Raw genomic sequence first — 16034 nt, forward strand, 5'->3', positions numbered from 1 at the left:
GGCCAGAACTATGCCGCACGCGACGCATAGGCAAGCCGCTTTTTCGTGCGATAATGATGCGAGGCGCTTGACGCACCGGTCCAGGATACCGACATTCCGGGGCGCAACGGAGGTTGGACGTGAACGACTTTGCAGGAACACCGCAGGCAGCCCGGGCGCTTGCGCCCTCGGCGGCGCCGATGATCGACCCGTTCGGCCGGGCCGTCACCTACCTGCGCGTCTCCGTCACCGACCGATGCGACTTCCGCTGTACCTATTGCATGGCGGAAAACATGACTTTCCTGCCGAAGAAGGATCTGCTGACCCTGGAGGAGCTGAACCGGCTCTGTACCGCCTTCATCCACAAGGGCGTGCGCAAGCTGCGGCTGACCGGCGGCGAGCCGCTGGTGCGCAAGAACATCATGTTCCTCGTGCGCGAACTCGGTCGCCATGTGCAGGCCGGCCGGCTCGACGAGTTGACGCTGACGACCAACGGCTCGCAGCTGGCCAGGCACGCCGCCGAGCTCGTCGACTGCGGCGTACGCCGCATTAACGTCTCGCTCGACACGCTCGACCCGGACAAGTTCCGCGCCATCACCCGCTGGGGCGAGCTGTCGCGGGTGATGGAGGGCATCGACGCTGCCCAGAAGGCCGGCCTGAAGGTCAAGCTCAATGCGGTGGCGCTGCGCGACTTCAACGATCGCGAAATCCCCGACATGCTGCGCTGGGCGCACGGCCGCGGCATGGACCTGACGCTGATCGAGACCATGCCGATGGGCGAGATCGACGAGGACCGGACCGAGCACTACCTGCCGCTGTCGGAGATGCGCGCACGGCTCGCCGAGCAGTTCACCTTGACCGACATCGACTACCGCACCGGCGGCCCGGCCCGCTACCTGACGGTGGCCGAGACCGGCGGCCGGCTCGGCCTGATCACGCCGCTGACGCACAACTTCTGCGAAAGCTGCAACCGCGTGCGGCTGACCTGCACCGGCACGCTCTACATGTGCCTCGGCCAGAACGATGCCGCCGACCTGCGCCTGCCGCTGCGCGCCTCCGAGGACGACGCGCTGCTGTCGCAGGCGATCGACGAGGCCATCACCCGCAAGCCGAAGGGCCACGATTTCATCATCGACCGCGCCCACAAGCGCCCGGCCGTGGCCCGCCACATGAGCGTCACCGGCGGCTGACGCCGACGGCAAGACGGCCGCCCCCCACCTATACCTTTTGCAAGTCTCCGCCCCTGATGCGTACGGTGGTCATGCCGGTCGATCGGGTCTAGAGTCGCAGGCGGCGGCGCCTCGGACGCGCGCGCCAGAAGAGGCTTGCACCATGACCGGCGAGCGCATTCAGCGCAGGCTTGCTGCCATCCTTGCCGCAGACGTCGTCGGCTACTCGCACCTGATGGAGGTCGACGAGGCCGGCACGCTCGCGCGCCTCAAGGATCTGCGCAGCGCGGCAATTGCGCCGGCCGTCGCCCGCCACGGTGGACGTCTGGTCAAGCTGATGGGGGACGGCGCCCTGCTGGAGTTCGCCAGCGCCGTCGAGGCGGCCGCCTGCGCCATGGAGATTCAGAAGCTGGTGGCTGAGAACGAGGCGCACCTTGCCCCCGAAACCCGCTTCCAGTACCGTATCGGCATCAATGTCGGCGACGTGATCGTCGACGGCGACGACCTTTATGGCGATGGCGTCAACGTCGCAGCCCGGCTCGAGCAGCTCGCCCGCCCCGGCGGCATCTGCATCTCCCGCGCCGTGGCCGACCAGGTGCGCGACAAGATCCCGGTCCGCATCGAAAGCCGCGGCCTGCACGCGGTCAAGAACATCGCCCGCCCCATCGAGATCTTCGGCCTTGTCGGCCTGGATTCGGAACAGCCCGGCTCTGAACCGGCGCGCTCGGCAACGCGCCTGCCCCACCCGGCCGACAAGGTCTCGGTCGCCGTGCTGGCGTTCGACAACATGAGCGGCGACCCGGAGCAGGAGTTCTTTTCCGACGGCATCAGCGAGGACATCATCACCGACCTTGCCAAGCTGTCGGAGCTGCGCGTGATCGCCCGCAACTCCTCCTTCGTCTACAAGAGCAATCCGGTTTCGGTGCCCGAGCTCGCCGAGCGGCTCGGCGTCGGCTATGTCCTCGAGGGCAGCGTGCGCAAGGCGGGGAACCGGGTGCGTGTCACCGCGCAGCTGATCGAGGCGGCCACCGGTGGCCATGCCTGGGCCGAGCGCTTCGACCGCGAACTCACCGACATCTTCGCCGTGCAGGACGAGATCACCCGGGAGATCGTCTCCGCCCTGAAGGTGCGGCTGACGAAGGTCGAGAAGGATCGTCTTTCGGACAGGCACATCGTCGATCCGGCGATGCACGAGTGCTTCCTGCGCGGGCGTGAGCAGGTCTGGCTGCACACCCGCGACGGCAACATCGCCGCCCGCACCTTCATGGCGAAGGTGATCGAGGCCGATCCCGACTGTGCGTCCGCCCACGCCTTTACCGCCTTCGCCCACCTGAACGACTACATCAATGGCTGGGCCGAGGACCCGATGAAGACCCTCGGCGTCGGTCTCGAACTCGCCGGACGCGCCGTTGCGATGGACGGGGCGCTGCCCGACGCGCATTTCGTGCTCGGTGTGGGCCTGCTGTGGAGCCGGCGGCCGGACGAGGCGCTACAGTCCGTGTCGCGCTGCATCGCGCTGGCGCCGAGTTCGGCGCAGGGCCACCTGCTCAAGGCACATGTCCTCATGTTCGGCGGCAGGCCGCACGAGTCCATTGCCACGCTCGACACCTACATGAAGCTCGATCCGCACTTTCCCGAGATCGCATTGCAGTTTCTCGCCGAGGCGCAGTTCCTGCTGCGCGGGTACGAAGCAGCGGCCGAGACACTGCATCGGCGTCTCGCCCGCAACCCGCGGGCCACCAGCGCGCAGGCCCTGCTGGCCGCCTGCTACGGCCATCTCGGGCGGCAGGACGAGGGTCGCGATGCCTGGGCGCAGGTGCTGCGGCTCGACCCCGCCTTCTCCATGGAGCGCCGGCGGGAACTGCTTCCGTTCAAGAACCCCGCCGATTTCGAACTGCGCGTCGAGGGGCTGCGGCGGCTGGGTCTGGGCTGAGGGCGCGGGGCCGGCCCTGCGGCCGCGAACCCGCGCCTGCCGGCATCGCCGACACGTCCCATGACAATTGGTGGTTGTCGCACGCTATTGGCGGGCCGCGGCATAGAGGATAGAATTGGCCCGGGCCGCACCACCAGGGCCCCGATCCATTCATTACGTCGTGTCGTCGCAACTGGCAATTCAGCCGCTGCCAACAGCAAGCAACGGGAGCACGTGCAATGAGAACCAACCGCTTGATAAGTATGATTGCAGCCCTGCTGGCCACCGCCTCAGCACCGGCGCTCGCCCAGCAGGTCACCGGCGAGTTGGGATCGCCCAGCGCCACCACCACGATCGAGGGCAACCAGCTGCCCGCCCCCGATCCGGGTTTCGGCGGCACCATCGAGGATGATGCCCTGAAATCGAAGGCGTGGTGGGCGCCGCGCATCGTCCCGCCGAAGGGCGCGCCCAACATCCTGCTGATCATCACCGATGATGCCGGTTTCGGCGTGCCGAGCACCTTCGGCGGCGTGATCCCGACGCCGGCGATGGATCGCATTGCCGAAAACGGCCTGCGCTACAACAATATCCACTCCACCGCGCTGTGCTCGCCGACCCGGGCCGCCCTGATCACCGGGCGCAATCACCACTCGGTCGGCTTCGGCGTGATCTCCGAGCAATCCACCGGCTTCCCCGGCTACAACAGCATCATTCCCGAGGACAAGGCCACGATCGGCCGTATCCTGCTCGACAACGGCTACGCCACGTCCTGGTTCGGCAAGGACCACAACACCCCTGCCTTTGCCGCCAGTTCGATCGGGCCGTTCGACAAGTGGCCGACCGGCATGGGCTTCGAATATTTCTACGGCTTCGTCGGCGGCGACGCCAACCAGTGGCAGCCGAACCTGTTCCGCAACACCACCCAGATCTATCCGTTCGAGGGCAAGCCGGGCTGGAACCTCGTCACGGCGATGGCCGACGACGCCATCGACTACCTGACCCGCATGAACCAGACCCTGCCGGACAAGCCCTTCTTCGTGAAATATGCACCGGGCGCCACCCACGCACCGCATCACCCGACCAAGGAGTGGGTCGACAGGATCAGCGCGTTGCACCTGTTCGACGACGGCTGGAACAGGCTGCGCGAGAGGATCTTCGAGAACCAGAAGAAGCTCGGCGTCATCCCTCAGGACACCGAGATGGAGCCTTGGCCGGCGGAGATCCTGCCCAACTGGGAGGACGTCTCGGCCGAGGATCGCAAGCTCTTCATCCGCCAGGCCGAGGTCTTCGCCGCCTATGCCGCCTATAGCGACCACGAGATCGGACGCGTCATCCAGGCGATCGACGATATGGGCAAGCTCGACAACACCCTCGTCATCTACATCAACGGCGACAACGGCACGAGCGCCGAGGGCGGGCCGCTCGGCACCCCCAACGAGGTCGCATTCTTCAACGGCATCAACAAGATGCCGGTCGATGTTCAGATGAAATGGTATGATGTCTGGGGCACCGAACAGACCTACAACCACATGTCCTCGGGCTGGTCCTGGGCCTTCGACACCCCATTCACCTGGTTCAAGCAGAATGCCTCGAAGCTCGGCGGCATCCGCCAGAACATGGCGGTCTCCTGGCCGGCGCGCATCACCGACAAGGGCGGGCTGCGCCAGCAGTTCATGCACGTGATCGACGTGGTCCCGACGCTGCTCGAGGCCACCGGCATCCCCGCCCCGGAGACGGTCAACGGCATCAAACAGGCGCCGATCGAGGGCACGAGCTTCGCCTATACCTTCGACAAGGAGAATGCCGACGTCCCGACGCGGCACAAGACCCAGTACTTCGAGATGATGGGCCAATGGGCGCTGTACAATGACGGCTGGCTGCTGAGCACCAAGGTCAACCGCGCGCCGTGGGACGCCTTCGGCGTCGCCAATCCCGATCCGCTGAACAACCAGGTGCTGGAGCTCTACGACCTGAACACCGACTTCAGCCAGTCGCAGAACGTCGCCGACCAGCACCCCGACAAGGTCAAGGAGATGAAGGAACTGTTCATCGCCGAGGCCAGGAAATACCAGGTCTTCCCGATGGACGCCTCGGTGGCGGGCCGCATCGTCGCCCCGCGGCCGAACATCACGGCCGGGCGGACCGAATTCGTCTACACGACGCCGATGGTTGGCCTGCCGCAGGGCGATTCGCCGTTCATCCTCAACAGCTCCTACACCATCACCGCCGAGATCGACGTGCCCGAGGGCGGCGCCGACGGCATGATCCTGACCTCGGGCGGACGCTTCGCCGGCTACGGCTTCTACCTGGTCGACAGCAAGCCGGTGTTCCTCTGGAACCTGGTCGATCTGAAGCGCGTCAAGTGGGAGGGTCCGGATGCGCTGGCGCCCGGCCGCCACACCATCGAGTTCGACTTCAAGTATGATGGCATGGGCGCAGGCACGCTGGCCTTCAACAACATGAGCGGGCTCGGCCGCTCCGGCACCGGCACGCTGTCGGTCGACGGCAAGGTCGTGGCGACCCAGACCATGGAGCGCACGCTGCCGATGATCCTGCAATGGGACGAGAGCTTCGACATCGGCTCGGACACGCTGACCGGCGTCAACGACGATGACTACAAGCCGCCCTTCCCGTTGACCGCCAGGCTCGTCAAGCTGACGCTGAAGATCGACCGGCCCTCGCTGTCGCAGGAGGACATCAAGACGCTCGAGAATGCCGAGGCGATCGCCGTCGACGGCAACCCGATCCACCACATGCAGGCCGGCCCGCACTGAGGAGGACGGGCAGGAGCACAACCGACGCGTCGGCGCCTCGGCCGCTCCCACTGGAGCGGCCGAGGCGGACCCGCTCAGACGCCGGCCGCGTTGCCTGTTTCGACGACGACGAAGTCATGGGTGATCGTCGCCGTCTTGGCGAGCATGGCCGAGGCCGAGCAGTATTTCTCGAGCGACAGCGTTATCGCACGCTCGACCTTGGCGGCCGCCAGGTTACGGCCCTTGACGACGAAATGCATGTGAATGCGGGTGAACACCCGCGGCTCCTGCTCGGCGCGATCCGCATCCAGTTCGACGACGCAGCCCTCGACCTTTTCCCGCCCCTTCTCGAGGATGTGGACGACGTCGTAGGCGGTGCAGCCCCCGGTACCGATCAGCACCAGTTCCATCGGGCTCGGCCCCGGCGTCTGTCCCTCGGTTCCGAAGGCCGTCCCCAACACCACCGTGTGGCCGCTTCCCGACTGGCCGGTGAACGTCCGGTCCTCGACCCATTTGATACGCGCTTTCATGCGATTCACCCTGTCATGACAAAGGCTGCATCTTAGTCGGTCCGGCGGCGATGTCCCACGTTTTCGCGCGGCTGCACGGCGCACGATCACGGAAAAAAGTTTTGCGCATGTCACACCGGCCATTCCTGCCTCGTCATGGTGCCGGAACCAACGAAAGGAACGGAACCATGACTGCAAGACTCGACCCCTTTGCCGCTGCCCCCTCGCTGATGAAGAGCTGGACCGGCACCTCGGCCGCCATCGCCGCCAGCCTCGAGCCGAGCCTCGTCGAACTGGTCAAGATCCGCGCCTCGCAGATCAATGGCTGCGCCAATTGCATCAACATGCACACGGTGGAAGCGCGGGCGAAGGGCGAGACCGAACAGCGCATCTACCTCTTGTCGGCCTGGCGCGAGGCTCCCTGCTATTCCGCTCGCGAGCGCGCCGCGCTAGGGTGGACGGAGGTCATGACCCGGCTGTCGGAAGGCCAGGTCGACGACAGCGCCTACGAGGTCCTGAAAGCGCAGTTTACCGAAGAGGAGCAGGTCAAGCTCACGCTCATGATCAACGTCATCAACGGATGGAACCGGATCGCCGTGGGCTTCGGCCTGTGGATCGAACCGGCGGCGCGGGCTGCGGCCTGATGGCGGGCGGCGCGCCGATGGACGCGGCGACGAGTTTCGATCCTCTGCGTCCGAAACTCATGCGCGTCGCCTATCGCATGCTCGGTTCGGTCGCCGACGCCGAGGACATGGTGCAGGAGGCCTTCATCCGCTGGATGGGGGCCGACCGCACCGCGGTACGCGAGCCCGAGGCGTTCCTGCGCCGCACGGTCACTCGTCTCTGCCTCGACCAGCTCAAGTCGGCGCGGCGCACGCGCGAAACCTATCTGGGCCCCTGGCTTCCCGAGCCAATCGTCGAGGAAGAGCCGGAGGAGGACGTCACCCTGCCGCTGATGCTGGCGCTGGAGCGGCTGTCGCCGCTGGAGCGCGCGGCCTTTCTGCTGCACGACGTGTTCGGGCTTGGCTTCGAGGAGGTCTCGGCGACGATCCAGCGCGAGCCGGCCGCCTGCCGCCAGCTCGCCGCCCGCGCCCGCACCCACGTGCGCGAAACGCGGCCCCGCTTCCGTGTGGAGCAGGAGCGCGGCCTCGACCTGGCCAGGGCCTTCTTCGCCGCCTCGCGTACCGGCGACATGACGGCGCTCGGCGCAATGCTGGCAGCCGACGTCAGCATCTACGCCGACGGTGGCGGCAAGCGGTCGGCGGCGCTGGTCCCGATCGTCGGCCGTGACGCCGTCCTGGCGGCCCACGCGCGCTTCGCCGTGCTGTTCCGAAACAATGGCTCGCAGCTTGTCCGGGCCGGCTTCGTCAACGGCCTGCCCGGCTTCGTCACGCTTGAGGGCGACGGCGAACTCCAGACGACCGCGCTCGAGATCGAGGACGGCAAGGTTGTCGCGATCTATGTCGTGCGCAATCCCGACAAACTCGGCCATCTGCACTAGGGCCTGTCGGAAAAACGGATCGCCGACCAGGCGAACCGCCTTCCATCGCTACGCCGGCCAACTGGCCCTGGCGCGGCGTCGACCACGCCGAGCGGGGTCCGGATCATTCGGCCGTAGCGGCCAGCCGGCGACAAAAGTGCGAAGCATTCTCTGTCCCGGCTGGCTCTGTCCCGGCGGCATTAAAGATCTTGCCACCTTCTTGTGGTTGCATGACCGCCGCAGACAGAAGGGACGCGACATGAGCGCAACGGAAACATCGGGGGAGACAGATGCGGATGGCTCTGCGGTTGCGAGGAACTATGCCTTCGTTCTCCTCGGCGGCGTCATCTTTCCGTTCATGGTCGCCGCGCACTTGATTGCACGAAAAAGGCGCAACCAGCCCGAGGGACTGGAGCAAAGCCACTATGCATTTCAACACCGGACAACGTCGCTCGCCTTGCTCGGCTTTCTTGCCGTGGGCCTCGTCGGTGTCGCCATGATTGCCGAAATGCCGTCCCTGACACAGGTCCAGCGGACAATGCGGTTCACCGCTCTTTCGAATGCAAGCTGGCTGATCATGCTGTGGATTGCAGTGAGGGGCATTCGCGGCCTGTACCTCTCGGCCGCCCGGAGGGCCATTCGCGATCCCAAGACGCTATGGATCTGGCCCAGATAGACATTGCCCGCATCGGCGGCGCCTGCTTTTTCGACTGGCCCCGGGCCGTGTCACCCGCGCGCCGGCGATGCCGTTCTGACGAGCGGCCGACCGCGCCCAGACCGGGAACGTGCGCAGGCCCGCACGGCGTCCCCGGCAAGACACCGGCGCGCGCGGCGCCCTGCGGCTAGGTCTCGCTGATCGACGGCAGCAGCGTGATCACTTCGCGCTGGTGGCGCTCGTCCAACGGCTCGATGTTCTCCTTCCAGAAGGCGTCCGCCTCCGGGGTCTCGCTCGCCCATATGCGGGTGGTGACGTGGTTGTCATCGACCTTCGCGAGCCTGCGTCCGCCCAGGCGGAGATATTCGTGCGCAAGCTCGGCTGCATGAGTCTGTTCCATGACGCGCAACCTTTCCTGATCAGCAAATGGTAACATCGCATCACCGCCACGGCCATGCCAGCAACGGCAAATGGAAAGCGACCGCGGCGCTCAGGCCGCGGCCTGCAGCAGCGCCCGGAGATCGGCCTTGCGGCGCACGAGATCGGCCACGCTGTACTTGTCGAACACGGCCACGAATGCCCGCGTCGCCTCCGCCAGGATGGGCGGCATCCCGCAGGCCGGTCCGACCAGGCATTGCGAGCATTCCAGCAGTTCGCTCAGCCCCTCGGTGTGGCGCAGCAACGTTCCGAGATTGATGCTGTCGGCGGGCCGGTGCAGCCGTATGCCGCCGCCGCGCCCGCGCACCGTCTCGATGAATCCCGCACTTGCCAGGTCCTGAACCACCTTCATCAGGTGGTTCTGCGAAATGCCGAAGGTGACGGCAACCTCGCGGATCGAGCACAATTCGCCTTCGCGGGCTCCCAGGAAAACCAGCACCCGGATCGCATAGTCGGTGTAGCGCGTCAGTCGCATCGCTCGCCCTGCGTCAAAAAGACCATTTCTCAAACATGCAATTGGTTAGCATGTTTTCCTGCGATCTGATAGATGCATTACAGATGCATGTTTAAGGTCGATGGCATGGAACCGATCACCGAACGCCAGATTTCCGACGTCCTTCACAGGTTCTACACGCGCGTCCGCGCCGACGATCAGCTCGCGCCGGTCTTTGCCGTGGTCGAGGACTGGGACGAGCATCTGCTGCGCCTCGGCGAGTTCTGGTCATCGGTGATGCTGACCAGCGGCCGCTACAAGGGCAATCCCGTTTCGATGCATGCGATCCACGCGCACCGGATCCGGCCCGAGATGTTCACCCGGTGGCTGGAACTCTGGCACGCCACGACCGACGAATTGCTGCCGCCGCCCGCTGCGGCCACCATGCAGGCGAAGGCGGCCCGCATCGCCTCGAGGCTTTCCGCCGCCGTTCTGGGCGCCCGCCCGGCCGCGACCGCGCCCGCGCCGCCAAGCGCCGCGCCACGGCCCTACCGGGTCACCGCGCAGTTCAGCGAGCGCACCATTCCGGCGGCGCTGCTCGCCGCCCACCGCCTCAGGCCCGGCACCTGGGGAGTGCTCCGCGTCGCCAGCGGCGCCGTCTGCTACCGCGCGGACGCAGCCGCCACCGGCCTCGTCCTCGATCCGGAAACCCCCGCAGTTATCCCGCCGGACACGCCCCACCACCTCGAGCTCATCGGTCCCGTCGCCCTCGTGATCGAGTTCTACGACCGAAAACCTGATTTGCATTTGTGAACGAAAGGACAATGCGATGCCCAAGCCTCTTTCCCCCAGCACCATCGCGCTTGTGAAGCAGAGCGTTCCGGCGCTGGCTGCCAACGGAACGGACATCACCAAGCGGATGTATGCGATCCTCTTCGAGGACGACCATATCCGCGAGCTGTTCAACCACGCCAACCAGGGCGAGAGCGGATCGCAGGTCAAGGCGCTGGCCGGCGCCATCCTCGCCTATGCCCAGAACATCGACAACCTCGGCGCGCTCGGTCCGGTGGTCGAGCGCATCGCCCACAAGCACATCGGCTATCACATCCTGCCGGAGCACTACCCCTACGTCGCCAAGGCCCTGCTGGCGGCGATCGCCGACGTGCTCGGCCCGGCCGCGACCCCGGACCTGATGACCGCCTGGGGCGAAGCCTACTGGTTCCTGGCCGAGATCCTGATCGGTCGCGAGGTCGATATCCGCTCCGACCTCGAGGCAAGGACCGGCGGCTGGAACGGCTGGCGCACCTTCGCCATCGCCGAGAAGATCAGGGAAAGCGAGGTGGTCACCTCCTTCGTCCTGCGGCCGGTCGACGGCGCACCGGTGGTTCGGCACAGGCCGGGCCAGTACCTCACCTTCCGGCTGAGGCTTGCGGACGGCACGCTGGTCAAGCGAAACTATTCGATTTCCTGCGGTCCCAACGACGACCACTACCGCATCTCGGTCAAGCGCGAGGCCAACGGACAGGGCGGCTCCATCTATCTCCACGACCGCACCGGTGTCGGCAGCGTGCTGGAGGCCACGCCGCCGGCGGGTGACTTCTATCTTCCCGATGAGCCCGATCGCCCCGTCGTGCTGCTGTCGGGCGGTGTCGGCCTCACCCCGATGGTCAGCATGGTCGAGGCGATCGCGGCCGACTATCCCGACGTCGAGGCGCACTTCGTGCACGGCGCGCTCAACAGCAGCACCCATGCCCTGGACCGGCATGTCAGGTCGCTGGCGAGCGGCCACGGGCGCATCGCGGTTCGCACCTTCTACAGCGAACCGACCAGCGCCGACGCCGCCGGCTATACACACGACCATGACGGCCTGATCTCCGTCGACTGGCTGGCGAAGAACACGCCGTTCGCATCGGCCGACTTCTACCTGTGCGGTCCGAGGCCCTTCCTCAGCGCGCTGGTCGGCGGCCTGACCCGCGCCGGCGTCGGCCAGGAACGGATCCACTACGAGTTCTTCGGCCCGGCCGACGACCTGCTCGCGGCGTGACCCCCGTGCACGGGGCGGCTGTTCGCCGCCCCGTCGCAATGGTCGCTCTACCGCCGGCGCGTGGAGGCCGAGCCATTGCCGGGCCGCGCCATGATTTTGCCCTGAGTGCCGTCGCAGCCGCCGGCCCCGCCCCCTCCGGCGTCCCGCGGCGGCCCTTGGACGTTGCCCGGCGCCAGGTCTCGCTGTAAATGTTGTAACGACGACAGGCGGCATGAAGTGGCCGGGGCCGGCCTTCCATCGCTGCTCGTCTCGATTTCTGAAGCAGAGTAGACCAAGGGTAAGCGCGCAGGGAACCCCGCGGTGCCGGCAGCCTCGGCACCCCGGTGGCAGTTCCCGCAACGCGTCCCCGATGCGAGGTAGAGCATGGCTGGGCCGCAACGAAAGCGCGAAATCCGACGGCCTGGACCTTTCGCGCGGCAGGTGTAACCGACATGCACGCCTGGTCGCACCGTCCTTCCTTCGTCTATCTGGCTCTCTTCGTGGCGGCCTACGTGTCGGCTGCCGGCTTTGCCCAGTTGCTCGCAATCGTTCCCGGTACCGGCATTTCCATCTGGCCCCCGAGCGGCCTGTTCATTGCCACCCTCGTCCTTGCCGCCCCGTCGCGGTGGCCGTGGTGGGTGCTGGCGGGCCTTGTGGCCGAATTGCTCGGTAACCTGCTGTGGTTCCACAATCCGCTCCCCGTCGCGATTCTGATCTACACCGGCAATGCACTCGAGGCGATCACCGGCGCATGGCTCGTCAACCGCGCCTTCGCGCGCCCGGTCCGGCTGGAAACGCTGGAGGAAGTCGTCGCCCTGGTGGTGCTCGGCGCCGGCGTTGCGCCGATCGTCAGTGCGACGATCGGCAGCGCAACGCTGGCCTGGTTCGGGATCCAGTCGTTCGCCACCGCCTGGCCGCTGTGGTGGATCGGCGATGCGACCGGGGTCCTGATCGTGGCGCCGCTGGCGCTGGTCGTGTTCCAGAACTGGCGCCCGGACGCCCGGTTTTCGACTGCACGCTGGATCGAGGCCGGCGCGCTCGCCCTGATCTTCCTCGCCATCGCCGCCCTGTCCCTCAGCGGTTACCTGCCCTTCGCCTATATCATCATGCCGCCGCTGCTGTGGGCTGCCGTGCGGTTCGAGCTGAGGGGCGCCGTCCTCAGCCTGGCCCTGCTGGCCCTGGTGACCGCCGCCTTCACGATATCCGGCGCGAGCCAGTTTGCCGGTGATCCGGAATCGCAGCGTCACAAGCAGGTCATGCTGCAGCTCTTCCTGGCGATCTCGGCATTTTCGGCGCTCGTCGTGGCCGCAATCTCGAGGCAGCATCACGCCGCACTGGCGACCTTGCGCGGCAACGAGCGCGAATTGTCGAAACTCATCGACATGGTTCCGATCCATCTCTGGCGACTGACGCCCGACGGCGAACCGGTCTTCTTCAACAGACGCATGGCCGACTATCTCGGCATGGACGTGGCCGACACCGGGCGACCCGGAATGAAACGGCTGGACACCCTCATCTCGGCCGTTCACCCGGACGACATGTCGGCGTTCGAGGAGACCCTCCGCAACAGTCTCCTGACCGGCAACGGCTTCGCGCTGCGCTACCGGCTCCGCCGCGCCGATGGCGTCTATCGCTGGATGTCGAGTCGCGCCGAGCCCTTGCGCGACGACAACGGGCGCATCGTCCAGTGGTACGGCCTGTGCAACGACATCGACGACCAGATGCACGCCGAGGACGCGTTGCGGCGGAGCGAAAGACAACTCCAGCAGATGATCGACGCCGTGCCGGCCGCGATCTGGTGCACGACGCCGGAAGGCATACCGTGCTACCTCAGCAAGCACACCACGGAAATCACCGGCGTCACGCTGAAGGACATGATCTCGCCGGATGGCGCCCGTTCCCTGTCCGTCATCCATCCGGACGAGCGCGAGGTGGTTGACCGGGCGCTCGGGCACGCGATCGCCACGGGGACCTCGTTCGTGGCGAGATACCGCCAGCGCCGGTCCAGCGGTCCCCATCGCTGGGTCGAGAGCCGCGCCGAGCCGCTGCGGGACGATTCCGGCGAGATCGTCCAGTGGTACGGCGTCAGCGTCGACATCGACGACCTGATATCCGCGCAGGAGGCGCTGCGCGACCGTGAACGCGAGTTCTCCCAGATCGTGAACATGGTGCCAGTCCACATCCGTCGCCTGACGCCCTCCGGCGAGCCGACCTTCTTCAACAAGCGTCTCCTGGACTTTTTCGGCCTGGATTCGGTCGACACGCTGGACAAGCCGGGCTTGAGCCGGCTTGCCGCGGCGATCGGCTCCCTCGTCCATCCGGACGACGCGTCCCGGCTGCTCGCGACCATCCGCCACGCGCTGCTCACCGGCGAGCCCTATTCGATGAAATATCGCATGCTCCGCGCCGATGGCGCCTACCGCTGGGTCGACGGACGCGCGGAGCCGCTGCGGGACGAGAATGGAACGATCATGCACTGGTACGCGATCTCCGTCGACATCGACGACGAGATGCGCGCCCAGGAGGCCCTGCGTGAACGGGAACGGGAGCTGTCGCAGCTTGTGGATATGGTGCCGAGCCTGTTGTGGCGGCTGGATCCCGACGGCAGGCCGAACTTCTTCAACAAGCGCCTCATCGACTATTTCGGACAGGGGGGCCCCAGGCTGGACGCGCCCGCATCCATCGCGCTGCCCGCCATCATCGAGACCTTTGCCCATCCCGATGACCTCGCCAGTCTGACGACGGAGCTTGGCCGCTGCCTCGTTTCGGGCGAACCCTTTGCCATGAAGTACCGCATGCGCCGGGCGGACGGCGCCTATCGCTGGGTGGATGGCCGTGCCGATCCTCTGCGCGACGAGAGCGGGCGGATCACCCAGTGGTATGGCCTTTCGCACGACATCGACGACCAGGTGCGGGCCGAGGTCGCGCTGCGCAACCGCGAGCGTGACCTGCAGCAGCTCATCGATACCGTGCCCTCGCAGATCTGGTGCGTAACGCCGAAGGGCGAGCCGGACTATCTGAACAAGACCATGACCGATTACATCGGCGTGAAGTTCGAGGACTTCGACCTGGAGCAAGGCTTGTCCGGCGCGATCGAGACGCTCGTGCATCCGGACGACCGCGAGGCGCTCCGAAACGCGCTGACCCACGCCTTCGAGACGGGCGAGGCCTATGGCTCGAAGTTTCGCATCCGCCGCGCGGACGGAACCTACCGCTGGACCGAGGGCCGCGCCAACCCGCTGCGCAACGAGGACGGCCAGACGGTCCGCTGGTACGGCGCCAACACCGACATCGACGACATCGTGCGGGCGGAGGAAGCCCTGCGCCGCAGCGAGCGCCAGTTGCAGCAGATCATCGACGCCGTGCCGGTGCACATCTGGAGCTGGACGCCCACCGGCGAAATGTCCTACGTCAGCCGGCGCTATCTCGACTACCTCGGGCTGACCGACGCCAACCTTCAGGACTTCGCAAGGGTCGCCCAGGAGCTGGTCCATCCCGAGGACGCCGCCGTCGTGCAGCATACGGCCGCGCATTCGATCGCCACCGGCCAGCCCTTCATCATGCGCTACCGCCGGCGCGAGAAGAATGGGGCTTACCGCTGGATGGAGGGTCGGTGCGAGCCGCTGCGCGATCAGGACGGAAGAATCATGCAGTGGTACGGCGTGTCCCTCGACATCGACGACCAGGTCCGCTCGCGCGAGGAACTGCGCCTGGCCCGCGAGAACCTCGCACGCGCCAGCCAGGCCGCCAGCCTGGCGGAGCTGTCTGCCTCCATTGCCCATGAGGTCGGGCAGCCGCTGGCCGCCCTCGCCTCGAGCGCGGACGCCTGCCAGCGCTGGCTGATGGCCGACCCGCCCAATATCGAGCGGGCGCGGCTGGCGATGGCCCGCGTCATCTCCAGCAAACAGACCGCCGCCGATGTCGTCGGCCGCATCCGCGCGCTGTTCCGGCCCTCCGAAGAGACCCGGGACGTCGTTGCGATCGACAGCATTGTCGCCGAGGCCGGCGACCTGATGGCCGAGGACGCATCGCAACGCCGCGTGCACATGGATATCGAGATGGGCGGCGATCTTCCGCCGATCGCCTGTGACCGCGTCCAGGTGCAGCAGGTCCTGGTCAATCTCATTCGCAACGGCATGGAAGCAATGGACGGGGACGTCGAAGACAAGGTGCTCGGGATCCGCGCCCGCCACGTGGACGACATGATCCGGATCGAGGTCAGCGACCGCGGGTCGGGCATCGAGATCCCCGACCGCATCTTCGAGCCGTTCTTCACCACGAAGGGGCAAGGCATGGGCATGGGCCTCGCCATCTGCCGTTCGATCGTCGAATCGCACGGCGGACGATTGTGGGCGGAGAGGAACGAGCCGCAAGGGGCCCGCTTCATCTTTACCTTGCCGATCGATCCAGCCCGCACCGCCCCCAACCCCGGGCCCGCCGCGGCGACCAGGCCGGCTGCGGAAGGCTGAACCGAACCGGCGCGTCACGAACCACGCCAAGCGCGGATGCGGGCGGCTCGCAGCGCCTCTCGGGACCGCGGGCGGACCTGCAGCGCTCATGGCGGTAGCTGCCGAGCACGGAAAACGCCGGAGCCCGTGGGCCGTCCTGCAACGTCGATCGCCTGTGATAGCGCCTTCCCCGGAGCCTTGCGCCTGCGCTTGAACTACCCGCCAAGATTGATAT

At 66.6% G+C, this 16034-nt stretch carries 12 protein-coding genes; 9 read left to right on the forward strand and 3 right to left on the reverse strand.

Annotated features, from left to right (window positions below):
- Positions 1-179 precede the first annotated feature (179 nt).
- The 3 genes from moaA (at position 180) to ACXAGF_RS10300 (ending at position 5834) form a co-directional block, all read left to right on the forward strand.
- The gene (gene moaA, locus ACXAGF_RS10290) at positions 180-1169 is read left to right on the forward strand and encodes a GTP 3',8-cyclase MoaA (RefSeq protein ID WP_475019256.1); all 990 of its coding nucleotides are present in this window, start codon (positions 180-182) and stop codon (positions 1167-1169) included.
- Between the two features lie 142 nt (positions 1170-1311).
- The gene (locus ACXAGF_RS10295) at positions 1312-3081 is read left to right on the forward strand and encodes an adenylate/guanylate cyclase domain-containing protein (protein WP_475016721.1); all 1770 of its coding nucleotides are present in this window, start codon (positions 1312-1314) and stop codon (positions 3079-3081) included.
- A 218-nt stretch (positions 3082-3299) separates the two neighbouring features.
- Complete coding sequence (locus tag ACXAGF_RS10300) at positions 3300-5834, forward strand: arylsulfatase (RefSeq protein WP_475016723.1); 2535 nt, start codon at positions 3300-3302, stop codon at positions 5832-5834.
- A 74-nt stretch (positions 5835-5908) separates the two neighbouring features.
- Here ACXAGF_RS10300 and ACXAGF_RS10305 read toward each other — a convergent pair whose 3' ends face one another.
- Positions 5909-6343 carry an OsmC family protein gene (locus ACXAGF_RS10305; RefSeq protein ID WP_475016724.1) on the reverse strand — a complete coding sequence of 145 codons (435 nt, stop codon included), beginning with the start codon at positions 6341-6343 and terminating at the stop codon, positions 5909-5911.
- Positions 6344-6510: 167 nt separating this feature from the next.
- Between ACXAGF_RS10305 and ACXAGF_RS10310 the strand changes: the two genes are divergently transcribed.
- The 3 genes from ACXAGF_RS10310 to ACXAGF_RS10320 all read left to right on the forward strand — a co-directional run bounded on the left by ACXAGF_RS10310 (position 6511) and on the right by ACXAGF_RS10320 (position 8478).
- Entirely contained in the window at positions 6511-6966 is a 456-nt protein-coding gene (locus ACXAGF_RS10310; RefSeq protein ID WP_475016726.1) for a carboxymuconolactone decarboxylase family protein, read from the forward strand.
- Positions 6966-7823 carry a sigma-70 family RNA polymerase sigma factor gene (locus ACXAGF_RS10315; RefSeq protein WP_475019257.1) on the forward strand — a complete coding sequence of 286 codons (858 nt, stop codon included), beginning with the start codon at positions 6966-6968 and terminating at the stop codon, positions 7821-7823. Before ACXAGF_RS10310 ends, ACXAGF_RS10315 begins: the two co-directional genes overlap by 1 nt.
- Before the next feature lie 238 nt (positions 7824-8061).
- On the forward strand, positions 8062-8478 hold the full coding sequence (locus tag ACXAGF_RS10320) for a hypothetical protein (RefSeq protein WP_475016727.1): 417 nt from the start codon (positions 8062-8064) through the stop codon (positions 8476-8478).
- A gap of 166 nt (positions 8479-8644) precedes the next feature.
- Here ACXAGF_RS10320 and ACXAGF_RS10325 read toward each other — a convergent pair whose 3' ends face one another.
- Together ACXAGF_RS10325 and ACXAGF_RS10330 are read right to left on the reverse strand one after the other, a co-directional pair.
- Complete coding sequence (locus tag ACXAGF_RS10325; RefSeq protein ID WP_475016729.1) at positions 8645-8857, reverse strand: hypothetical protein; 213 nt, start codon at positions 8855-8857, stop codon at positions 8645-8647.
- 90 nt (positions 8858-8947) lie between these two features.
- Positions 8948-9370: an Rrf2 family transcriptional regulator gene (locus tag ACXAGF_RS10330; protein WP_475016731.1), complete on the reverse strand. Its 423-nt coding sequence runs from the start codon at positions 9368-9370 to the stop codon at positions 8948-8950.
- A 105-nt stretch (positions 9371-9475) separates the two neighbouring features.
- Here ACXAGF_RS10330 and ACXAGF_RS10335 point away from each other — a divergent pair, with 105 nt between their 5' ends.
- The 3 genes from ACXAGF_RS10335 (at position 9476) to ACXAGF_RS10345 (ending at position 15820) form a co-directional block, all read left to right on the forward strand.
- Positions 9476-10141: a TehB-like domain-containing protein gene (locus tag ACXAGF_RS10335; protein WP_475016733.1), complete on the forward strand. Its 666-nt coding sequence runs from the start codon at positions 9476-9478 to the stop codon at positions 10139-10141.
- A gap of 16 nt (positions 10142-10157) precedes the next feature.
- Positions 10158-11372 carry an NO-inducible flavohemoprotein gene (hmpA, locus tag ACXAGF_RS10340; RefSeq protein ID WP_475016735.1) on the forward strand — a complete coding sequence of 405 codons (1215 nt, stop codon included), beginning with the start codon at positions 10158-10160 and terminating at the stop codon, positions 11370-11372.
- A 431-nt stretch (positions 11373-11803) separates the two neighbouring features.
- A complete protein-coding gene (locus ACXAGF_RS10345; protein WP_475016737.1) occupies positions 11804-15820 on the forward strand; it encodes a PAS domain-containing protein in 4017 nt (1338 codons plus the stop codon).
- The last annotated feature ends 214 nt before the right edge of the window (positions 15821-16034 follow it).

Source organism: Mycoplana sp. ABR4_002 (assembly GCF_056159645.1).